This window comes from Microlunatus parietis (assembly GCF_013407955.1).
GTDB lineage: Bacteria > Actinomycetota > Actinomycetes > Propionibacteriales > Propionibacteriaceae > Microlunatus > Microlunatus parietis.
Genome location: NZ_JACCBU010000001.1, coordinates 1,296,787 through 1,318,351, shown reverse-complemented (window position 1 = coordinate 1,318,351; position 21,565 = coordinate 1,296,787). Strand labels below are relative to the sequence as shown.

Sequence of the window (21,565 nt, the reverse complement as noted above, 5' to 3'; positions counted from 1 at the left end):
GTCGAGCCGTTCGAGTTCTTGGGAGCCGGCATCACCGTGTGCTGGGGGTGTCAGCGGGCCACGCTTCGTCGGGGTCGCTGATGCGTTGGACGAACCGCTCGAGCCAGGCGATGTCGTGACGGGTCTGGGATGCCATGAAGTCGGCTTCGATCATGTAGATCGGGGGAAGGCCGGAGGTCTCGATGGACTGCTCCCATTCCTGGGCGTGCTGCTCGAGTGCGTCGATCCGCGCGTCGAGCGTCGCTCTGGCGGTGGCTCGGTCGAGGATGCCGATGTAGGCGAGTGCCGTAACAAATCTGGTCGCGTTGGCCGGGTCGGTGTCGGTCAGGTCGACAACCACGCGGCGGCTGAACTCGTCCTGGCCGGCAGGGGTGACGCGAAAGACGGCGGGCGATGCCTTGTCCCCGCTCGGGGTGCGGTTGCTGTCCGTCTGCTCGATCCAGCCGGCCTCACGGATCGACCCCACGAGCGTGTACAGCGAGCCGGTTCGCACGCGCATCCCGTAGCGCTCGCGAAGGTCGGTGAGCAGGGCGTACTGGTGCCGGGGCTGCTCCAGCAGTAGGCCCAGCAGGGGCAGCACGAGGGGGTTGTCCGTAGCGCGAAGCGGCATCCTCTGATGCTACATTCGTATACGACTGTTCGTATACGACTATCGGCAGGGGCCGCCTCATGAAGACGACAGGCCACCCACCAGGACAGGACCGCGGCCGGACCGGGACGCACCGGTGGATCGAGCTGTCCGGGGTGCGCACACACAATCTGCGCAACCTCGACGTACGGGTTCCTCGGGATGCGATCGTGGCGTTCACGGGTGTCAGCGGCAGTGGGAAGAGCTCGCTGGTGATGGACACCCTGCACGCCGAGGCGCAGTTGCGCTACGTCGAGGGCTTCGACCTCTATACCCGCAAGTTCCTCACGCCGCGGGACCGTCCGCAGGTCGACCAGGTCACCGGGCTGACCGCGACCCTGGCGGTCGACCAGCGCAACGTGGGACGCAACCCGAACTCGACCCTCGGCACCCTCACCGGCATCGGGGCCTACCTCGGTCTGGTGTACGCCCGCCTGGCACCGTTGGGTACGGGGAGCACCTGGACCGGGCCGCTGCATCCGGCCCAGTTCGATCCCTGGACCCGGGACGGCATCTGTCACACCTGCATCGGCGCCCGTGAGCTCGCCCGCGCCGAGCCGTCCTTGATCGTGACCCGGCCCGACCTGCCGCTGATGTCCGGGGCGTCGCCGTGGTTCGAGGCGAACCTGTCGAACGAAGCCGCCTACCTGCCCTCGCTCGCGGAACACTGCCACACCGACCTGGCACGGCCCTGGGAGGCGCAACCGGAGGACTTCCGCCACGCCGTCCTCCACGGCACTGCCGGCGAGAGGATCGCGGTCGTCGTCACCGGCAGCAACGCCAGGCGCGGTACCGAGCTGACGTACAAGACCCAGCAGGCTCTCATCGGAGTCCTCGCGGAAGTCGAAGCCGGCTACGCCGCCGCCGACAGCGAGGAAGCCAGGCGGCTCTTTCACCCGTTCCTGGCCAGGGAGTCGTGCCCCGCGTGCGCCGGCACCGGCCTGGGTACGGTCGCGCGGACCGTCACCCTCGGCGACCGTACCTTCCGGGACGTGGGCGAGCTTCAGGTAGGTCAGGTCCGGGAGTGGATCGACACCGTTGCTGCCGAGCTGAACGAGAGCCAGCGATCCGTCGGTGCGGTGCTGGTGCCCGAACTGTGCCGACGTCTTGACCTGCTGATCCGCCTCGGACTCGGACACCTCGAGCTGTGCCGTACGGCGCCCACGCTGTCGGGCGGGGAGTTGCAGCGGGCGCGGTTGTCGGCACGGATCAGTACTTCGCTGACCGGCCTCACCTATGTCTTCGACGAGCCCGGTACCGGGCTGCATCCACTCGACAAGGAACATCTGCTCGACCTTCTGTACGAGTTGCGCGACGCCGGGAACACCGTCCTGATCGTCGAGCACGATCCCGACCTGATCGCCCGCGCCGACTGGGTCATCGACCTCGGCCCCGGCGGCGGTCGGGACGGGGGCCGGCTCATCGCCGAGGGCCCACCGGCCACGGTGGCGGCCGATCCGAGGTCGGTGACGGGACGCTATCTGAACGAGCCGGGTTACGTCTTCACGCGGCATCCCGGGCGACGCCGTGATCCCGACACCTGGTTGACCTTGCGAGGGGCCGCCGCCCGCAACGTTCTCGCCGAAGAGGTACGGCTCCCGCTGAATCGGCTGACCTGCGTGACCGGGATCAGTGGCAGCGGCAAGAGCACGCTGCTCCATCAGGTCATCGCCGACTCCGTCGCGGCCACCATCGCCGGTCGGTCGCTTCCCGCCGCACGGTCGATCACCGGAGCGGGCGGCCTGCGGTGGGTCGACGTGGTCGATCAGACTCCGATCGGCAGATCTCCCCGCTCGAACCCGGCCACCTACACCAAGGCGTTCGACCAGATGCGCCGGCTATTCGCCAGTACCGACGCGGCCCGCGCCCGAGGCATCGATGCCACCGCGTTCTCGTTCAACTCTCCCGGCGGCCGATGCGAGAGGTGCCAGGGGCTCGGGCAGCTCAAGGTGGACCTGCAGTTCCTCGGTGACACCTATCTCACCTGCCAAGCCTGCGACGGACGCCGCTACCTCCCCGCCATCCTCGACGTGGCCTACCGCGGCTTCGCCATCGACGAGGCGCTGAACCTCACTGTGGCCGAGGCCGTCGACGTCTTCACCGAACCCGGCACGCTGACCGCCTTGTTGGCCGCGCTGGAGGCGATCGGGCTGGGCTACATCACGCTCGGCCAGAGCGGCACCGCCCTCTCCGGCGGGGAGGCCCAGCGGATCAAGCTGGCCCGGGCCACCCTCCGCGGCCGCCGCGGTCGCGAACCCGGCTTGCTCATCCTCGACGAACCGATCACCGGGCTCCACCCCGAAGACGCCCAGCGCCTGATGGCAACCCTCGATCTGCTGCTCGAACACGGCAACACCCTGGTCATCGCCGAACACGATGTCCACGCCGCCGCCAGCTCGGACTGGATCATCGAGCTCGGGCCCGGCTCCGGAACAGCCGGAGGCCGAATCATCAACACCGGAGCACCAGCACAAGTCACCGCAGCTGGAAAATCGTGGGCGCAAAGGGACTCGAACCCCTGACCCCCTGCTTGTAAGGCAGGTGCTCTAACCAGCTGAGCTATGCGCCCGCACCGGGTGTGCGTCGACTAACAGTAACGGCAGCTGGGCGGCGGGCCAAAGGTGATTCCGCCGCGACGCTTGACGTATGCCGATAGTGGAATATGATCTCTGTATGGCCAGGGCGGCGACGACGTCCGACGTGTTCAACGCGGTGGCGGAGCCCTGTCGCCGGGAGATCATCGGCGCGCTGGCCGCTCGGGAGCGATCGGTGGGGGAGTTGGTCGAGACGCTGAGGCTGCCACAGCCGGTGGTGTCCAAACACCTGGCGGTGCTGCGGGCAGTCGACCTGGTGGGGGTACGGACCGACGGGCGGCGGCGGGTCTACCGGCTGGAGCCGGCGGCGCTGGCGCCGATGGAGAAGTGGCTGTCCGGGCTCCGGCGGACCTGGTCGGATCGGTTCGACCGGTTCGACGCCCTGCTGGCCGAACTGCAGGACGGCGGCTCATGATCAATGAGACCGCGGTGACGCTGCCCAGCGAGACGGAGATCATGATCACCCGGACGTTCGACGCTCCGCGGGACCTCGTCTTCACCGTCTGGACGACGCCGGAACTGGTGCGGCGGTGGTGGACCTCGATCGACGCTCCGCTGGTGGTCTGCGAGATCGACCTGCGGGTCGGTGGCCGTTGGCGGTACGTGTCCCGGGACGCCGGCGGCACCGTACTCGGCTGGTACGGGACGTATCGCGTGATCGACCGGCCGCGACGCCTGGTCACCAGCGAAGGCTTCGAGGGCAACCCGGGCGTCGAGGCGATCACCGACCTGCGACTGACCGAGCAGCAGGGCCGGACCACGATGATCATCACGGTGCGCCACGCCAGCCGGGAGCACCGGGACAACCACGTCAGCTCCGGCATGGAGGCCGGGCTGAATCGATCCCTCCGGCGGATCGATGCCATTCTTGACCAACTCACGAAGGAGCAACGACCATGACACCCGCTGACCGCTACCGGCAGGTCGCCGCAGGCTTCACCGAACGCGTCCGCAACGTCGCCGAATCGGACTGGACCAAGCCCGCGCCGCCGGACGGCTGGACCGCCCGCGACGTCGTCGGCCACCTGACCGAGTGGTTCCCGGCCTTCCTGGCCTCCGGCACCGGGATCACGCTGCCGCAGGGACCTCCGATCACCGAGGATCCGCTGGCCAACTGGACCACGATGAGTGATGGGGTGCAGCAGTTGCTGGACGACCCGACGACCGAGGGCAAGTTCCTTGATCATCCGGTGGCCGGCAAACACCCACTGCCGCAGGCGGTGCAGAACTTCTTCACCGCCGATGTCTTCATGCACACCTGGGATCTGGCTCGCGCCACCGGCCAGGACGAGACGCTCGACGAGGAGTTCGCCGCGGAACTGCTGGCCGGCATGGAATCCCTCGACGAGGTGCTGCGGGCCAGCGGGCAGTACGGGCCGAAGGTCGAGGTGCCCGAGGATGCGGACGTGCAGACGAAGTTGATCGCGTTCATCGGCCGGCAGCCCTGAACTGGTGACGGCCGACGTTCTGTTCTCGGCTGCGGATCGCTACTACCGATTCGCGGTTCAGGAACTCAAACGATCACTCCCAGTGGTTGATCATGTCGCGGTCGGCGATGATGCCGGCCTGATCCGGCTGGACGGAGCGGGCCTGGCCGAGGTCGCCGCCGCGGCACGCTCCGGCGAGCTCCGGTTCGTCCGCCATCTGGTGAAGGCGGCGGCGCAGCTGCCCACCGGCGAGGCCGACGACCCGGCCATGATCATCGAGCTGGCGGCGTCGGCCGCTCCGGCGAACGGCCCGATCGCCTTACAGGTTTGGGCGAGCGGCCGCAGTCGTCATCGCCCGGAGGCGGTCCGGGCGGCGATCGCCGACCGTCTGACCGCGGACGGACACGAGGTCCACCGGGCCGGCTGCGAGACCGTTCTCGCCGTCTGCCTGGGCGAGCGCCGCGTCGTGGTCGGCCGGACCCGGACCGCCGACGCGCTGGCCGACTGGCCCGGCGGCCGGGTGCGGCTGGCCGATTCGCCGCACCAGATCTCGAGGGCCGAGCACAAGCTCGAAGAGCTGTTCTCCCTGCTGCCGTTGACGATCAGCGGCGACGCGCTCGATCTCGGCGCGAGCCCGGGCGGCTGGAGCCGGATCCTGCTCGAGTACGGGGCTCGCCGGGTGCACGGTGTCGACCCGGGCGAGCCTGCCCCGTCGCTCGCCCGCCGACCCGACCTGAACTGGCACCGGACCACTGCGGGGGAGTTCATCCGGCGCACCCAGCGGACCTTCCAGGTGATCGTCAACGACATGCGGATGGACCCGCTGCAGTCGGTCCGGACCATGATCATGGCAGCCCGGTTGCAGCGACCCGGTGACTTGATCATTATCACACTCAAGATCACGACCCATCGTCCGGTCGAGGCGATCGACCGTGCGCTTGAGGATCTCGGCGAATCGTACAAGATCATCTTCGCTCGTCAGTTGCATCACAACCGGAACGAGGTTACGGTCGTCGGCCGACGGCGGTGATCGCCGCCGCCACGGATTGTCACGGGCTTTCCGTACCGAAGGCTGGCCCTCGGGCACGCTCCTGAGTATCGTTACCAGGAGATTGTCAACAATCCTACGGCCGCTGGTGCCCGGAGGCGCCGCTGCCGTGGTTCGGGGGCGCCCCGGGCCGGGACGGAGGAGAGTTCGATGACTGATGCAGCAGCCGCCGAGTCCGCCAAACCACCGCAAGAGGTCGATCAGAAGACCCTGCGCCGGGCCGTCGGGGCGTCGGCGATCGGGAACGCGACCGAGTGGTTCGACTACGGCCTGTACGCCTACGGCACCACCTACATCACGGCGAACCTGATCCCGGGCGAGAACGCCTTGATCACCTTGGGCATCTTCGCGGTGTCGTTCCTGATCAGGCCGTTGGGCGGGCTGGTCTGGGGCCCGCTCGGCGACCGGCTCGGGCGGAAGCAGATCCTGGCCATCACGATCTTGATGATGTCCGGCGCGACCCTGTGCCTCGGCCTGCTGCCGACGTTCGAGACAATCGGGTACGCGGCTCCGCTGCTGCTGATCCTGCTTCGGCTGATCCAGGGCTTCTCGACCGGTGGCGAGTACGGCGGCGCGGCGACGTTCATGGCCGAGTACTCCCCGGACAAGAAGCGCGGCTTCTTCGGCAGCTTCCTCGAGTTCGGCACCCTGGGCGGCTTCTCGCTCGGTGCGCTGATGATGTTGCTCGCCCAGCTGATCCTCGGCCACGACGCGATGATGGCCTGGGGCTGGCGGATCCCGTTCCTAGTCGCCGCCCCGCTGGGCCTGGTCGGGCTCTACCTCCGGTCCCGGATGGAGGACACGCCGGTCTTCCAGGAGCTCGAGGAGTCCGGCCAGAAGGAGCAGCAGGCCTCGACCCTGTTCGCGGACATGATCAGGGGCTACTGGCGGCCGATCCTGCAGCTGTTCGGTCTGGTGATCGCGCTGAACGTGGTGAACTACACGCTGCTCACGTATACGCCGACCTACCTGCAGGGCGAGATCGGGCTGGACGAGAACGGCGCCCTGCTCGTCCCGATCATCGGGCAGTTGGCGATGATGATCTTCCTGCCGTTCGCCGGCATGATCTCGGATCGGGTCGGCCGGAAACCGATGTGGTGGGCGTCGCTGATCGGACTGTTCCTGCTGGCCATACCGATGTACATGCTGATCGGCACCAACGCGGTCGGTGCGGTGATCGGGTTCGCGGTGCTCGGCCTGCTCTACGTACCGCAACTCGCGACGATCTCGGCGACGTTCCCGGCGATGTTCCCGACCCACATCCGGTACGCGGCGCTGGCGATCTCGTACAACGTGGCGACGTCGATCTTCGGGGGTACGGCACCGTACGTGAACGAGGCCTTGATCGGCGCCACCGGCAACGGGCTGATCCCGGCGTTCTACATGATGGCCGCCTGTGCCGTTGGTGCGGTCGCGTTGATCTTCGTGATCGAGACCCGGGGCGCCTCCCTCCGCGGTCGTGGCGTGCCGGGCGTCATCTCCCGGCCCGCCGGGCGCCGACCCGGACGCTCGGCCGGCGGTCCCGTCCCCGACCTCGGTTGATCTTGGATCTTCGCCGGTCTTGCTGTCAGCGGTCGAGGACGGCGGCGAGGGTGTCGGCCCAGAGCCCGACGGCCTCGTCGACCTCGGCCGGTGACACCACCAGGGCCGGGATGAACCGGACCACCTGGCCGTAGGCGCCACAGGTCAGCAGCAGCAGCCCGCGGCGGGACGCCTCCTGCTGGACGGCGGCCGCCATGGCCCCGTCCGGCCGGCCCTCGGCGTCGCGGAACTCGTTGCCGATCATGAGGCCGAGCCCGCGCACGTCGGTGATCTGATCATGGTCCTTCGCGACCGTGCTGAGGCCGTCGGTCAGCTGCCGGCCGCGTTCCTCGGCGTTGCGTACCAGGCCTTCGGATTCGATCACCTCCAGCGTCGCGCAGGCGGCGGCACAGGCGACCGCATTCGCCCCGTAGGTACCGCCCTGCGAGCCGGGCCAGGCCTGCTCCATCAGCGACGCGGGGGCGGCCATGGCAGACAGCGGGAAACCGGAGGCGAGGCCCTTGGCGGTGATCAGGACGTCGGGACGTACCTCGAAATGATCACCGCCCCAGAACCGTCCGGTGCGGCCGAAGCCGGTCTGGATCTCGTCGATCATGAACAGGCAGCCGTGCCGGTCGGCCCGCTCCCGCAGGCCGGCGAAGAAGCGGGTATTGCCGGGCACGTAGCCGCCCTCGCCGAGCACCGGCTCGACCAGGAACGCGGCGGTGTCGGCGGGCGCGGACACCGTCTGCAGCAGGTAGTCCAGCTGCTTCAGGGCGAAGTCGGTGCACTCCTCGACCGGCCAGCCGAAGTGGCCCGGGTCCGGGAACGGGGCCACGTGGACGCCGCCCATCAGCGGCGCGAAGCCGGACCGGAACCTGGTCCCCGAGGTGGTCATGGTCGCCGCGGCGACCGTACGCCCGTGGAAGCCGCCGTGGAAAACGATCACATTCGGCCGGCCGGTCGCCTGCCGGGCCAGCCGCAGCGCCGACTCGATCGCCTCCGACCCGGAGTTGGCGAAGAACACCCGGTCCAGCGGTTCCGGCAGCACGGCGCCGAGCCGTTCGGTGAGTTCCAGCATCGGCTTGTTGCGGACCGTCGTGTACTGCGCGTGGATGATCGTCGCCACCTGGCGCTGGGCCGCCTCGACCACCCGCGGATGACAGTGCCCGGTGCTGGTGACGCCGATGCCGGCGGTGAAATCGAGGTAGCGGCGGTCGTCGTCGTCGAAGACCTCCACCCCGGACCCGCGGGCCGCGAGAACCGGATTCGCCTGCGCCAGAACGGGGGAAAGCTGCGCCATGGTGACCTCGTTGATCGTCGGATTGTTGACAATAATTCCAGCCTAACAAGCGGCTTCCGAGGCGTCGAGATCAGCGAGTACGGTTGCCTCTATGAGCACCTCGCAGACGACGCAGTCAGCCCGGCCGGCCATCGTGGACGCGGTCCCGAAGGACCTCTTCGTCGGCGGCAGTTGGCAGCAGGCGACCGGCGGCAAGACGTTCGACGTGCTGGATCCGGCGACCGGCGAGGTGCTCTGCGCCGTCGCCGACGCCAGCCCGGAGGACGGGCGGCGCGCGCTGGACGCCGCGGTCGCCGCCCAGCCCGCGATGGCGGCCCTGTCGCCGCGGCAGCGCGCCGACATCCTGACCCGCGCGTTCGACCTGCTGCACCGGCGGATCGACGACCTGGCGGCGTTGATGACGGCCGAGATGGGCAAGCCGCTGGCCGAGGCCCGCGGCGAGATCGTCTATGCCGCCGAGTTCCTGCGCCACTTCGCCGGCGAGGCGGTACGGATCGACGGCGGCTATCAGGTCTCGCCCGCGGGCGACGCCCGGTTCTTGATCACCAAGCAGCCGGTCGGCGTGGCGTTGTTGATCACCCCGTGGAACTTCCCGATGGCGATGGGCACCCGCAAGCTCGGCCCGGCGATCGCGGCCGGCTGTGCCAGCGTGATCAAGCCCGCACCGCAGACGCCGCTGTCGATGCTGGCCCTGATCGACATCCTGCGCGAGGCCGGCCTGCCCGACGGCGGGGTGAACCTGATCACCTGCACCGACGCCGGCGCCGTGCTGGAGCCCATGATCAGATCCGGCCTGGCCCGCAAACTGTCCTTCACCGGCTCGACCAAGGTCGGCCGGATCCTGCTCGAACAGTGCGCCGAGAAGGTGCTCCGGACCTCGATGGAACTCGGCGGCAACGCCCCGTTCCTGGTCTTCGACGACGCCGACCTGGACGAAGCCGTGGCCGGTGCGCTGCAGGCCAAGATGCGCAACATGGGCGAGGCCTGCACGGCGGCCAACCGGATCTATGTGCAGTCCGGCGTGATCGACGAGTTCGGCCGCCGGCTCGCCGCCCGGATGGCCGAGCTGACCGTCGGCCCGGGCACCGGCGACGGGGTCCAGGTCGGTCCGCTGATCGACGCCGCCGCGCTGACCAAGGTGACCGAGCTGGTCCAGGACGCGGTCGACCGCGGCGCGACCGTCCTCACCGGCGGCGTGCAGCTCGGCGGCGCCGGCTACTTCTATCCGCCGACCGTGCTGTCCGGGGTCCCGCGGGACGCCCGGATGAGCGACGAGGAGATCTTCGGCCCGGTCGCTCCACTGACCCCGTTCGAGGACGAGGACGACGCGGTCGTCCTGGCCAACGACACCGAGTTCGGCCTGGTCTCCTATGTCTTCACCAACGACCTGCGCCGAGCCCTCCGGATGGCCGAGCGGATCGAGTCCGGCATGGTCGGCCTGAATCAGGGCGTCGTCTCCAACCCGGCCGCACCGTTCGGCGGAGTCAAGCAGTCCGGCCTCGGCCGGGAGGGCGGCGCGATCGGCATCGACGAGTTCCTGGAGACGAAGTACATCGGCATCGCGATGCCGAAGTGATCAAGCGTCGGACGGCACAGTCACAGTGAATTTCTGCCGCGACTGACCGGCGGAAACTCACTCCAGAAGCGGACCTGCCCAACTGCGGACCAGGGCAGAGTCAGATCGTCCTGGCCGCGGACCCGCAGCCGGCTCGCACCGACCGGTCAACTTTGCAGCGACACGCCGCCAGAACCGCTGCTTTCGTGACCGGTCGGCGGGATGGGGCTGGGGTCAGCGCGCGGGCGGGGGCACGACCTTGGCGAGGCGGCGGATGGCGTCGTCCATGTGTGCGTCGAGCAGGCGGTCGAAGAGTTGTCGATCTTGGTCGCGCATCGCCTCGGCGATCGCCTTGTGCTCCGGCACCCGCTCGTCGGGCGGGGGGTAGCTGCCGCCGAGGGCGTTGATGCAGAGCTTCGTCTCGGTCATCAGGGTGCGGTGGATCCGGGACAGCCGGGGGCTCTTCGCCTGTGCCACCAGGCATTCGTGGAACTTCACGTCCCAGTGCCCGATCGCGACGACGTCGTTGCGCTGCCCGGCCTTCTCCATGTCCTGCCAGATCTTGATCAAGCGCAGACCGGAGCGCTCCGGGTTGCCGCTCCGGAAGATCTCCTCCGCCGCGGCGTGCTCGATCGCCGACCGGGCCAGGTAGACATCACGGACGTCGGCCTCGGTCAGCTCGACCACGAACAGCCCGCGGTTCTTGATCGACACCAGCAGGCCCTCCTGGGTGAGCCGCTGCATCCCTTCCCGCAAAGGGCCTCGGCTGACCCCGAACTCGCGGGCCAGGACGACCTCGTGCAGTTGCTCGCCGGCCGCGAAGTGGCCGCTGTGGATCGCCGAGCGGAGCCGGTCGGCGATCAGGCTCGCCGTCGACTCCGTCGGTACGGGCTCGATGGCGCGACGCCCCGACATCGTTCCTCCCTCACCCGGAGGCCCCGGCGAACAGTCGCCCGAGCCCTGGCAGCGTGGTCGGGCCGCCGGCCAGCCGGAGCCCCTCCCAGACGGTCACCTGGTTCGCCGTCAGCACCGGCTTGCCGACCGCGGCCTCGAGGTCGTCCAGCCAGGCCAGCGAATGCATCGCGGTGTCCGGCACCAGCACCGCCTCGGCGTCTCGATGATCATGGTCGACGGCGAGGCCGATCACCTCATCGCGGCCCAGCGTGCCGACCTCGGCCGCGGTCACGATGTCCCGGAAGCCCCAGCCGACGACCTCGATGCCGCCGTGGCCGAGGAACTCGACGAACCGGCCGGCCACGTCCTCCGGGTACGACGCCGCGACGGCGACCCGCGACAGCCCAAGCGCCCGGGCCGCCTCGACGAACGCGATCGAGGTCGACGAGGCCGGCTTGCCGAGCAGGTCGGCGAGCCGGTCGACCTGCTCCCGGGCGCCGTCCCAGCCGAACACGAAGCTGCCCGACGTACACGCCCACATGATCGAATCGGGCCGGCTCTCGGCCAGCCTGCCCGCGCCCTCGGCCAACCGGTCGGGGCCGCCGAGGTCGAGCAGGGCGTCCACCCGGTGCGCGTCCTCACCGACGCTGGTGTGCACCAGCGGCAGCCGGACCCGGCCGCCGAGCCGTACCTCCAACGCCGGGAAGTCGTCCTCGGCGCTGTGACCGGGGTAGAGCAGCCCGACCGACACCGGTTCGGCGGTCATGAGGAGCTTCCGATCAGCCGGAGTGCCGTCAGCGCGTACGCCCGGGCGGCGGTGACGAGCTCGTCCACCGGTACGGACTCGTTGGGCCGGTGCGCGTGCTGGGTCACCGAGCCGGGGCCGAGCACGACAACGGGGATGCCGGCGTCCCGGGCGATGAAGCCGCCATCGCAGGCTGCGGTCCAGCCGCCCAACCCCCACAGCGGACCACCGGCGTCGCCCAGGGCACCCTCGACCGTCCGGACCAGCGGGTGGCCGGGCGCGGTCTCGAAGCCGGGCATGTCCATGGTCATCCGGACCTGGACGGACAGCCCGCGGGCGGACAGGCCGAGCTCGCTCAGCCGGTGCCGGGCATCCTCCAGAACGGCGGTCGCCGACTCGCCCGGCAACAACCGCCGGTCCGCGACGATCGTGCACTCGGCGGCGACGACGGTCGGGCCGCTGCCGCCGGTGATGCTCCCGATGCTCCAGGTCGCGGCACCGGCCAGCAGGTGCGCCGAAGCGGCTAGTTCCTCGTGCCACTCCTCGATCGCGTTGACCACGCGAGCCGCTCCGACGATGGCGTTCGCGCCCTCGCTGGGCAGGCCGGAGTGGGCATGGCGACCGGACACCGTGAACTCGACGTAGGAGTCGCCGCGGGCGGCGATGATCGTCTGCAGGTCGGTCGGCTCGGCCGCGATGCAGCCGGCGAACCGGCCCCGCTCACTGCCGAGGAAGTGCCGGATGCCCAGCCCGTGGTCCTCCTCGTCGACCACGGCGGCCAGCTCGACCAGGCCGGGCAGCACGACGCCGGCCCGGCGGATCGCCGCCATCGCGGTCAGGCAGGCGGCCAGCCCGCCCTTCATGTCGGCCGACCCGCGGCCGTACAGTCGGCCGCCGGAGACCCGGCCGCTCCACGGGTCGCCGGTCCAGCCCTCGCCGATCGGTACGACATCGGTGTGCCCGAGCAGCAGCAGGCCCGGTTCGTCGCCGCCGGGCAGCCGGACCGACACGTTGGACCGGTCGGGCGCCACCTCGCTGGTGATCACGTCGAGCCCGAGTTCGGTGGCCAGCTGGGTCAGCACCGCGACGGTGGGCGCCTCCCCGCCGGGCGGGTTGACGTTCGGCGTATGGCGGGCCGGTGCCTGGACCAGGGCAGCAGCAAGCCTCGTGACCAGACCTTCGTCGATCTGACTCAGGACACTCCGTTCGGTGTCGTTGAGCACCGAGGGATGGCTGGCTATCTCGTCACCTCCAGTTCGCGCGGCAACCGGCAGAGCGGTTCGGCTCCGGCGTCGGAGATGATCACCGGCTCGGACAACTCGTACCCCCAGCCGTCCAGCCAAAGCCCGAGGATCACGTGGAAGGCCATGCCGGTGCCGAAGGTGCGTGCTTCCTCGCCCCGCAGGCTGATCGTCCGCTCGCCCCAGTCGGGAGGATAGCCGACTCCGATCGAATAGCCGATCCGCGAATCCTTGGTCAGGCCGTGCGCGGCGATCACCTGCTGGAACGCGGTGTGCGTGTCGCGGACCGGACGGCCCGGCAGCATCGTCTCCAGCGTGGCCGCCATTCCGTCCCGGATCACCGCCGCCGCACCGGCCAGCCGGGCCGACGGCTCGCCGATCATCACGGTCCGGGCCAGCGGGGCGTGATAGCGCTGGTACGTCCCGGCCAACTCGATCGTGGTCGCCTCGCCCGCGCAGAACCGGCGCTCGGACCAGGTCAGGTGCGGAGTTCCGGCACTGTCGCCGCTCGGCAGCAGCGGCACGATGGCCGGGTAGTCGCCACCATGATCATCGGTGCCGCGGGTCTGGGCGGCGACGATCTCGGCGGCCACGTCGCACTGCCGGCGGCCCGGGGCCACTGCGGCGAGGGCGACCCGCATCGCCTCCTCGGCCAGCCGGCCGGCGATCCGGAGCCGGTCCAGCTCGGCCTCGGACTTGATCAACCGGACCCAGTTGACCAGTTCGCCGCTGTCCACCAGGCGGGCGCGGCCGACCCGTTCGGCGAGCGCCTGATGCGCCCGTACCGAATAGAAATGCGCGTCGGCCTCGACGGCGATCACCGCGTCCGGCTCGGTCGGCAGCAGGCCCTGGGCCCGGGCTCGGTCGGCGATCCAGTCGTACGGGTGCACGTCCGGCCGATGGACCAGCGACTCGGGGTAGCCCTCGATCCGGTCCGCCGGGAGACGGGCCGTCGAGGCCGCGCCGTTGGCGTCCATCGCGCGCAGGAACAGTCGCGGCGCACCGCCGGCCGGGATGATCAAGCACTGCGGCATGTAGAACGACCACGCGTCGTAACCGGTCAGGTAGTAGAGGTTGGCCGGGTCGGCGACGACCAGTGCCGACCATGATCGTTCGGCCAGCGCGGCGTGCACCCGGCGCAGGCGTTCGGCGTACTCCGCATCGTCGATCGGCTTGATCACGCGGTCCATGATCATGGGCGGCCAGGTCATGCGCGCTCGACCAGGGCCTGGCCGGGTCCCACGGCTCGGCGGCCGACCAGTCGCAACGCGGCCCAGACGGTCGCCTGGTTGGCGCTGATCACCGGTACGCCGAGTTCGGCCTCGAGCGGCGCGATCAGGTCGTAGCTGCTGAGGTTCGTGCAGGGGAGGAGTACGGCTTCGGCGCCGGACCCCGGCAGCCGGCGGATCAGTTCGGCCGTGGTCCGGTACGGCACCTCCCAGATCCGCGAGGTGATCCCGAGCGAGCCGTACCCGGTGACGGTGATCGCCGCTTCGGCGAGGAACCGGACCAGCCGTTCGGTGATCATGATCTCGTACGGGGCCGCGACGGCGACCGACCGGACCTCGAGGGCGGTCAGCGCCGCCAGCAGCGCGCCGGACGTGGTCACCGCAGGCACCCCGCCGGCGAGCCGGATCGCCTCGGCCAGCGCGTGTTCGCCGGTGACCCCGTCGACGAAGCTGGCGGCCGTGCAGGCGTAGGCGTACGCGGCGGGCTCGATGGCGCTCAGCTCGCCGATGCAGGCCAGGATTTGATCATGGTCGTTGAGGCGTTCGGCCAGGTCGAGATCGACGGGGCCGGGCAGCCGGGGCGTCCGCGCGGCATGCAGGCTGACCCCGTCGGGGATCCACCGGGCGAGCTCGTCGTCGAGCGCGAGATCGAAGGGTGCGATCAGTCCGATCCTGGTGCGCACCGGTGGTCCCTCCGGAAGCCCACCGGCCGCGGGCAGTGTCATGAAGTCATGATGCCGGTGGACAAGATTGTTGACAATCCTTCGGAGCCGTTCTTAGGGTCGGTGAGTGAGCCCCGCCCGGACCCTGCCCGTGATCACGGTGCTCTGCGGGCCGGACGGGTCTCGACCCGGCGGGCTGGAACCGGTCGCCGAGCGGGCCGCGCTGCGGTTCGTCGACGCGGCCGGTCTGGCCGCCGCCCTGCGGGACAGCCGGGCGCTGCTGCTCTGGGACTTCTTCTCCACCGCGGTCGCCGACACCTGGCCCGCGGCCGCCGGGCTGGACTGGATCCACGTCGCGGCGGCGGGGGTGGACTCGCTGCTGTTCGACGACCTGGTCGAGTCACCGGTCGTCGTGACCAACGCGCGCGGCGTGTTCGACCGGCCGATCGCCGAGTTCGTACTGACCTCGATCCTTGATCAACTCAAGGGCGTCCACCTGACGCGGGCGCAGCAGCAGGCGCGCATTTGGCAGCATCGGGAGACGCTGCTGGCGGCCGGTCGCACGGTCATGATCATCGGGACCGGGCCGATCGGCCGGACCACGGCCCGGCTGCTCCGCGCCGTCGGTTTCGAGGTACGGGGAGTGGGCCGCACCGCCCGCGCCGAGGATCCCGACTTCGGCACCGTCGTGGCGTCCGCCGAGCTGGCCGCGCAGGTGGGCTGGGCCGATCACCTGGTGGTAGCCGCGCCGTTGACCGACCAGACCCGAAAGATGATCAACGCCGAGGTGCTGGCGGCGCTGAAGCCGACCGCGCAGTTGATCAACGTCGGTCGTGGACCTCTGGTTGATCATGAAGCCTTGATCACGGCGCTCACCGAGGGCCGGCTGGCCGGTGCCGCGCTGGACGTCTTCCCGGAGGAGCCGTTGCCTGCCGACGATCCGCTCTGGACCACCCCGGGAGTGATCATCTCGCCGCATCTGTCCGGCGACGTGGTCGGCTGGCGGGACGCGCTGGCCCGGCAGTTCGCCGACAACGCGCTGCGCTGGCTGGACGGGAAGCCCTTGATCAACATCGTGGACAAACGGCTCGGGTACGTGACCGGCCGCACACCCGTGGAGACCACATGACCTCTCCGCCGCGCCGACTGCCCCGGACGACCACCACGCCGCCGGCGGACCTGACCGCCCTGACCGCGGCCGAGCTGGTCGCCGGCTACCGGTCCGGCGCGTTCACCCCGGTCGACGCGACCCGGGATGTGCTGGCCGCCATCGAGGCGTACGACCGGCGGGTCAACGCGTTCGTCCTGGTCGATGCCGAGCGCGCGCTGGCCGATGCGGAACGGTCCGCGCAGCGCTACGCCGACGGGCGGCCGCTCGGGCCGGGCGACGGCGTGCCGGTGTCGATCAAGGACATGTTCCTCACCGAGGGCTGGCCGACCCGGCGCGGCACGGCGCTGATCGACCCGGCCGGCCCGTGGACCGAGGATGCGCCGCCGGTGGCCCGGCTGCGGGAGGCGGGCGCGGTGCTGCTCGGCAAGACCACGACGCCGGAGTTCGGCTGGAAGGGCGTCACCGACTCGCCGACCTTCGGCGCCACCGGCAACCCCTGGCACCCGTACCTGACGGCCGGCGGTTCCAGCGGCGGGGCGGCCGCGGCGGTCCGGCTCGGCCTCGGGCCGTGGTCGATCGGCACCGACGGCGGCGGGTCGGTCCGGATCCCGGCCTCGTTCACCGGCACAGTCGGGCTGAAGCCGACCTACGGGCTGGTCCCGATCTATCCGCCGAGCCCGTTCGGCACGCTGTCCCACGCCGGCCCGATCACCCGCACCGTCGCCGACGCGGCCGGGCTGCTGGACCTGATCGCCCGGCCCGACCCGCGGGACTGGTCCGCGCTGCCGTCGCCCGCGGGGTCGTATCTGGACGGGTTGGAGGACGGGGTCGCCGGCCTGCGGATCGCCTACTCGGCGAATCTCGGGCACGTCGAGAACGACCCGGAGGTGGACCGGCTGGTCCTGGCCGCGGTCGAGGTGCTGGCCGGGCAGGGCGCCGAGGTGGCGGAGGTCGACCCGGGCTTCGACGACCCGGTGGCGGCGTTCTCGGTGCTCTGGTTCGCCGGCGCCGCGAAGGTGGTCGAGGGGTACGGGCCGGCGGCGCTGGACCGGATCGATCCGGGCCTGCGCCGCGGCGTCGAGTACGGCAGCGGGCTGACCGCCGCGGACTACCTGGACGCGACCGCGGTCCGGATGCGGCTCGGCTCCGAGTTGGGCCGGTTCCACCAGCGCTACGACCTGCTGGTCACGCCGACGCTGCCGATTCCGGCCTTCGAGCTCGGCCGGGACGCGCCGGAGGGCTGGCCGAGCGACGCCTGGACCAGTTGGACGCCGTACACGTACCCGTTCAATCTGACCCAGCAGCCGGCGCTCAGCGTGCCCTGCGGCTTCACCGCCGACGGCCGGCCGGTCGGGCTGCAGATCGTCGGGCCGCGGCACGCCGATGCCTTGGTGCTCCGGGCCGGCCGTGCCTACGAACGCGCCACCGACTGGGCCGACCAGTGGCCAGTCGTGCTCGAGTCGAAAGGAAGCTGATGACCCGATTCATCACGGTGACTTTGGAGGCTCGCGGCGTCTCCTGCAAGGCCGCCCTGCTCGACGACGAGGCGCCGCGGACCGCCGCCGCCGTCTGGGACGCACTGCCGCTGTCCGGACCCGTGCACCACGGCAAGTATGCCCGGAACGAGATCTACAACCTGGTCCCCGCGTTCGCGAAAACCGAACCAGGCAAGGAGAATACGACGGTCACGCCGATCCCGGGTGATCTCTGCTACTTCGCCTTCGATGCCGATGATCTTGGAAATCCGGCGTACGGCTACGAGTCCGGCTCCGGCCCCGGCGACCTGACCAAGATCATTGATCTTGCCGTCTTCTACGGCCGGAACAACCTGTTGATCAACGGCGACCAGGGCTGGGTGCCGGGCAACGTGTTCGGCACCATCGTCGAGGGACTGCCCGAGCTGGCCGCGGCCTGTCAGGACGTCTGGATGGGCGGCGCGCGCGGCGAGACCCTCACCTTCGCCCGCGCCTGACCGCTACTGGACCGACGACCTTCGGTAGCTGATCAAGACGTTCTCCGACCCGTCGTGGCGGCGCACGTCGACCAACCGCAGCGACGGCAGCACGGCCTCGTCGAAGGCCCTGACTCCGTGCGGAACGACGACCGGAGCGACCATGACGTGCAGTTCGTCGACGAGCTCGGCGGCGAACAACGAATTCGCCAGCGTCCGGCCGCCGAACAGGACGATGTCGCCGCCGTTCTCCTCCTTGAGCTTGCTCAGTTTCTCGATCGCTTCGGTGCGGCGGAGGACCGTCGTGGTCGCGGCCCAGACACCCGTCGAATGCTCCGGCAGCTGGTCGGACACGACGATATTCCGGACCTCCTCGCAGCGCCGGGCGATCAGCCGCTGGGTCGGATCCGTACCGTCGAGTTGAGTGGGCCAGTAGCCGCTGAAATCCCGGTACGACAGCGGACCGCCCAGCAGCACGTCCGCCGCTTCTTTGCTCTCCTTCGCTCGGTGAGTGCTCTCAAGGAGATGGAGACAGGATCTGGCGCGAACTCATCGGTGTTCGGCAGAAGTTCGAGAGCGCGGTGGAGGCTGCCGAGCGGTCCGTCGAGCCGTAAGGTGAGGACCGATGGCGACCAACGGCACCCTGCACCCGTACCTCCGCCTGGCTCTCGGCCTGGGCGTCGGTGCGCTCACCCTGATCGGCATGATCCGGCTGGTGGCCGGCAACTTCGAGGGCCGGTTGGCGCTGTTCGCCTGGGTCGTCGTCGCCCTGACCATGATCCCGTGGGTCGCCTACTGCGCCTGGCGCGGCTGGCACGGCAAGCTGACCCGGAACCGGGCGATCGCGGTCGCGGCCCTGGTGGCGGCGGGGTTGATCGTAGTCTGGCTGTTCGTCCTGGGCCCCGTGATCGCGCTGGTGGCGTCGCTGGCCGCGTTCGTCCTGATCTGGATCAGCGACTGGCCGGGGAAGCGGGTGACGGGCGAGGAGAGGTTCGTCCGGATCGAGGAACTCGGCGAACCTGAGTACGAGGACGAGGCCGACGCTGAACAGCCCGAAGCCGCCGAGCAGTCCTGGGCCGGCACCGAGCCCGAAGCCCCTTCCGAGCCCGAAACCGGGTACGAGCCCGAGCGCACGGACGAGCCCGGGTACGGAGCCGCGCCGGACTCCGAGCCCGGGGCCGTGGAGCACGACGGGACGGACGAGCCGGGGCAGGTGAGGCCGGACCAGCCGAGCGGCCCCGACCCCGAACCCGGAGACCCGCGACTCGGCCGGGTCGCCGACCAAGCCGCCACCTGACCCCTGGTCCGTGTCGCGATTTCACTACTGACGGGGCACTCCGGGCCGGTTCTCACGTTGGAACACTCGATGCGAAGAGGAATCGCGACATCGGGACCGGTCGCCGACGAGCCGGCCCGGCCTGCCGTACCCGGTCGGGGGCTGTCCGCCACGGCAGCAAACCGTGCCACCCCGACCCGATCGACCGGTCACAAGTGCAGCGACACGCCGCCAAAACCGCTGCTTTTGTGACCGGTCAGCGGGTTTGGGGGAGGGTGAAGGCGAGGGCGGCGGCGCCGAGCAGGCCGGCGTTGTCCAGGACGGCGGGGCGGACCTCCAACCCCGTCACGTACGGCAGCACGGCGAAGTCGCGCAGGTGCCGGCGCAGCGGCTCGAAGATCACGTCGCCGGCCTTGGCCACGCCGCCGCCGAGGACCACGGTCGGGATGTCCAGCTCGGTCGCGGTCGTCGCCAGACCGGCCGCCAGGGCCCGCATGCCCCGGTCGATCACGCTGATCGCCGTCGGGTCGCCGGCCCGCGCGGACTCGGTGAGCGCCCGGGCGTCGTCGCCGCCGGTCCAGCCGGCCTGGCGCGCGGCGGCCACCATCCCGGGCCCCCGCGCATAGAGCTCGACGCAGCCGTAGCCGCCGCAGACGCAGCGGCCGCCCCAGGCGTCGACGGTGATGTGACCCAGATGGACCGCGTTGCCGGTCAGCCCGCCGACCAGCCGGTCCCGCAGCACCGCGCCGCCGCCGACCCCGGTCGACACGACGACGCCGATGATCGAATCCAGGTCGCGGCCGGCGCCCAGCCAGTGCTCGCCGAGCGCGAAGCAGTGCCCGTCGCCGGCCAGCCCGACCAGCGGCTCGGTGCCGGTCAGTTCCTTGATCACGGCCCGGGTCCGGGACACGATCGGGAAGTCCCGCCAGGCGCCGATGTTGACCGGGGACACGGTGCCGGCCGGCTCGTCGATCGGCCCCGCCGACCCGATCCCGACCCGCAACGGAGCGCCGGACGTCTCGGTGCCGACCAGCTCCCGTACCGCGGCCTCGAGCCCGGCGAACACCTCGTCGGGGTCGGCGGACTCGGCCGTCGGCTGTACGGTCTCGCGGCCGATCCGGCCCTCGTCGTCGACCAACGCAGCCGCGATCTTGGTCCCGCCGACGTCGATCGCCAGCACCTGTTCCGTCATCGGAGCCTCCCCTTGAGTCATCCGGCGCAGAGCATAGGGGATGACGTCGGTGGCGTTGAGTAGAGTGAACGGTTGTGGCAGTAACAGATTTTCCCTCCGTCCTGGCCGACCTCGGCCATGCCCTCGATTCGATCGAGGCCGTCCTCGACCCCGATGCCAAGCGGGCCGAGGTGGCCGAACTCGAGATCGAGGTCGCCCGGCCGGACCTCTGGGACGACCAGGCCAACGCGCAGCGGGTGACCTCCCGGCTGTCGCTGCTGCAGTCCGAGCTGGAGCGGCTGACCCGACTGCGGTCCCGGCTGGACGACCTCGGTGTGCTGGTCGAGCTGGCCGAGGAGGAGAGCGACGCGGCGAGCCAGGCCGAGGCGGAGTCCGAGCTGGTCTCGCTGCGGAACGAGATCGACGCGCTCGAGGTGCGCACCCTGCTGTCCGGTGAGTACGACGAGCGCGAGGCGCTGGTCACCATCCGCTCCGAGGCCGGCGGCACGGACGCCGCGGACTTCGCGGCGATGCTGCTCCGGATGTATCTGCGGTGGGCCGAGCGGCACTCGTACGCCACGGAGGTCTATGACACGTCGTACGCGGAGGAGGCGGGCATCAAGTCCGCGACGTTCACGGTCAAGGCCCCGTTCGCGTACGGGACGCTGTCGGTGGAGCAGGGCACCCACCGGCTGGTCCGGATCTCGCCGTTCGACAACCAGGGCCGCCGGCAGACGTCGTTCGCCGGGGTCGAGGTGCTGCCGGTGACCGAGGAGACCGACCACATCGACATCCCCGAGGCGGACCTGCGGATCGACGTGTTCCGGTCGTCCGGACCGGGCGGCCAGAGCGTCAACACCACCGACTCCGCGGTCCGGATCACGCACCTGCCGACCAACATCGTCGTCTCCTGCCAGAACGAGAAGTCGCAGCTGCAGAACAAGGCGGCGGCCCTCCGGGTGCTGCAGGCCCGGCTGCTGGAGCGGGCCCGGCAGGAGCGCGAGGCCGAGATGAACGCGCTGCGCGGCGACGGCGGCAAGAGCTGGGGCGCCCAGATGCGGTCGTACGTGCTGAACCCGTTCCAGATGGTCAAGGACCTGCGCACCAACTACGAGGTGTCCAACCCGGACGCCGTGTTCGACGGCGACATCGACGGGTTCATCGAGTCCGGCATCCGCTGGCGCCGGACCTCGGCCGTCGCCAACTGAT

Annotated in this window: 20 protein-coding genes, 1 tRNA gene and 1 pseudogene; 12 read left to right on the top strand and 10 right to left on the bottom strand. The window is 70.3% G+C overall.

Features of this window, described 5'->3' with window-relative positions; genetic code table 11:
• Positions 1–31: 31 nt before the first annotated feature.
• Positions 32–610 carry a helix-turn-helix transcriptional regulator gene (locus tag BKA15_RS06160; protein WP_179749025.1) on the bottom strand — a complete coding sequence of 193 codons (579 nt, stop codon included), beginning with the start codon at positions 608–610 and terminating at the stop codon, positions 32–34.
• A gap of 59 nt (positions 611–669) precedes the next feature.
• Between BKA15_RS06160 and BKA15_RS06155 the strand changes: the two genes are divergently transcribed.
• Positions 670–3,150, top strand: a complete 2,481-nt coding sequence (locus BKA15_RS06155; RefSeq protein ID WP_179749023.1) for an excinuclease ABC subunit UvrA — start codon at positions 670–672, stop codon at positions 3,148–3,150.
• On the opposite strand, the gene BKA15_RS06150 is transcribed toward BKA15_RS06155, so the two are convergent.
• Positions 3,124–3,197, bottom strand: a tRNA-Val gene (locus BKA15_RS06150). The genes BKA15_RS06155 and BKA15_RS06150 overlap by 27 nt on opposite strands.
• A gap of 104 nt (positions 3,198–3,301) precedes the next feature.
• Between BKA15_RS06150 and BKA15_RS06145 the strand changes: the two genes are divergently transcribed.
• From BKA15_RS06145 to BKA15_RS06125, 5 genes are all read left to right on the top strand, one after another.
• Positions 3,302–3,637, top strand: a complete 336-nt coding sequence (locus BKA15_RS06145) for an ArsR/SmtB family transcription factor (RefSeq protein WP_179749021.1) — start codon at positions 3,302–3,304, stop codon at positions 3,635–3,637.
• Entirely contained in the window at positions 3,634–4,122 is a 489-nt protein-coding gene (locus BKA15_RS06140; protein WP_179749019.1) for an SRPBCC family protein, read from the top strand. The genes BKA15_RS06145 and BKA15_RS06140 overlap by 4 nt, the downstream gene beginning before the upstream one ends.
• Positions 4,119–4,670, top strand: coding sequence for a TIGR03086 family metal-binding protein (locus BKA15_RS06135; RefSeq protein WP_179749017.1), 552 nt, complete (start codon positions 4,119–4,121; stop codon positions 4,668–4,670). Before BKA15_RS06140 ends, BKA15_RS06135 begins: the two co-directional genes overlap by 4 nt.
• Before the next feature lie 4 nt (positions 4,671–4,674).
• Entirely contained in the window at positions 4,675–5,679 is a 1,005-nt protein-coding gene (locus tag BKA15_RS06130) for an SAM-dependent methyltransferase (protein WP_179749014.1), read from the top strand.
• 168 nt (positions 5,680–5,847) lie between these two features.
• Positions 5,848–7,239, top strand: coding sequence for an MFS transporter (locus BKA15_RS06125; RefSeq protein WP_179749012.1), 1,392 nt, complete (start codon positions 5,848–5,850; stop codon positions 7,237–7,239).
• 25 nt (positions 7,240–7,264) lie between these two features.
• On the opposite strand, the gene BKA15_RS06120 is transcribed toward BKA15_RS06125, so the two are convergent.
• On the bottom strand, positions 7,265–8,521 hold the full coding sequence (locus BKA15_RS06120) for an aspartate aminotransferase family protein (protein WP_179749010.1): 1,257 nt from the start codon (positions 8,519–8,521) through the stop codon (positions 7,265–7,267).
• A 91-nt stretch (positions 8,522–8,612) separates the two neighbouring features.
• Here BKA15_RS06120 and BKA15_RS06115 point away from each other — a divergent pair, with 91 nt between their 5' ends.
• A complete protein-coding gene (locus tag BKA15_RS06115) occupies positions 8,613–10,097 on the top strand; it encodes an NAD-dependent succinate-semialdehyde dehydrogenase (protein WP_179749007.1) in 1,485 nt (494 codons plus the stop codon).
• A gap of 213 nt (positions 10,098–10,310) precedes the next feature.
• Here BKA15_RS06115 and BKA15_RS06110 read toward each other — a convergent pair whose 3' ends face one another.
• The 5 genes from BKA15_RS06110 to BKA15_RS06090 are packed head-to-tail and all read right to left on the bottom strand — an operon-like array spanning position 10,311 to position 14,910.
• Positions 10,311–10,991: a GntR family transcriptional regulator gene (locus BKA15_RS06110; protein ID WP_179749005.1), complete on the bottom strand. Its 681-nt coding sequence runs from the start codon at positions 10,989–10,991 to the stop codon at positions 10,311–10,313.
• Between the two features lie 10 nt (positions 10,992–11,001).
• A complete protein-coding gene (locus BKA15_RS06105) occupies positions 11,002–11,736 on the bottom strand; it encodes a maleate cis-trans isomerase family protein (protein ID WP_179749003.1) in 735 nt (244 codons plus the stop codon).
• Positions 11,733–12,938, bottom strand: a complete 1,206-nt coding sequence (locus BKA15_RS06100) for a M20 family metallopeptidase (RefSeq protein ID WP_179749001.1) — start codon at positions 12,936–12,938, stop codon at positions 11,733–11,735. The genes BKA15_RS06105 and BKA15_RS06100 overlap by 4 nt, the downstream gene beginning before the upstream one ends.
• A 14-nt stretch (positions 12,939–12,952) precedes the next feature.
• Entirely contained in the window at positions 12,953–14,167 is a 1,215-nt protein-coding gene (locus BKA15_RS06095; RefSeq protein WP_246322275.1) for a M24 family metallopeptidase, read from the bottom strand.
• Positions 14,164–14,910 carry a maleate cis-trans isomerase family protein gene (locus tag BKA15_RS06090; RefSeq protein ID WP_179748998.1) on the bottom strand — a complete coding sequence of 249 codons (747 nt, stop codon included), beginning with the start codon at positions 14,908–14,910 and terminating at the stop codon, positions 14,164–14,166. Before BKA15_RS06090 ends, BKA15_RS06095 begins: the two co-directional genes overlap by 4 nt.
• A 64-nt stretch (positions 14,911–14,974) precedes the next feature.
• Between BKA15_RS06090 and BKA15_RS06085 the strand changes: the two genes are divergently transcribed.
• The 3 genes from BKA15_RS06085 to BKA15_RS06075 are packed head-to-tail and all read left to right on the top strand — an operon-like array spanning position 14,975 to position 17,930.
• Positions 14,975–15,976: a D-2-hydroxyacid dehydrogenase gene (locus BKA15_RS06085; RefSeq protein ID WP_179748996.1), complete on the top strand. Its 1,002-nt coding sequence runs from the start codon at positions 14,975–14,977 to the stop codon at positions 15,974–15,976.
• On the top strand, positions 15,973–17,433 hold the full coding sequence (locus BKA15_RS06080) for an amidase (protein WP_179748994.1): 1,461 nt from the start codon (positions 15,973–15,975) through the stop codon (positions 17,431–17,433). The genes BKA15_RS06085 and BKA15_RS06080 overlap by 4 nt, the downstream gene beginning before the upstream one ends.
• Entirely contained in the window at positions 17,433–17,930 is a 498-nt protein-coding gene (locus tag BKA15_RS06075) for a DUF3830 family protein (protein ID WP_179748992.1), read from the top strand. The genes BKA15_RS06080 and BKA15_RS06075 overlap by 1 nt, the downstream gene beginning before the upstream one ends.
• A gap of 3 nt (positions 17,931–17,933) precedes the next feature.
• Here BKA15_RS06075 and BKA15_RS06070 read toward each other — a convergent pair.
• Positions 17,934–18,389: pseudogene (locus BKA15_RS06070) on the bottom strand (dihydrofolate reductase family protein); the annotation flags it as partial.
• 145 nt (positions 18,390–18,534) lie between these two features.
• Here BKA15_RS06070 and BKA15_RS06065 point away from each other — a divergent pair.
• Positions 18,535–19,206, top strand: a complete 672-nt coding sequence (locus tag BKA15_RS06065) for an ICP22 family protein (RefSeq protein ID WP_179748988.1) — start codon at positions 18,535–18,537, stop codon at positions 19,204–19,206.
• A 235-nt stretch (positions 19,207–19,441) separates the two neighbouring features.
• Here the strand turns inward: BKA15_RS06065 and BKA15_RS06060 are convergent, their stop codons facing one another.
• Entirely contained in the window at positions 19,442–20,377 is a 936-nt protein-coding gene (locus tag BKA15_RS06060) for an ROK family protein (protein WP_179748986.1), read from the bottom strand.
• A gap of 74 nt (positions 20,378–20,451) precedes the next feature.
• On the opposite strand from BKA15_RS06060, the gene prfB reads away from it, so the two are divergent.
• The gene (gene prfB / locus BKA15_RS06055) at positions 20,452–21,564 is read left to right on the top strand and encodes a peptide chain release factor 2 (RefSeq protein WP_179748984.1); all 1,113 of its coding nucleotides are present in this window, start codon (positions 20,452–20,454) and stop codon (positions 21,562–21,564) included.
• Position 21,565: the final 1 nt, after the last annotated feature.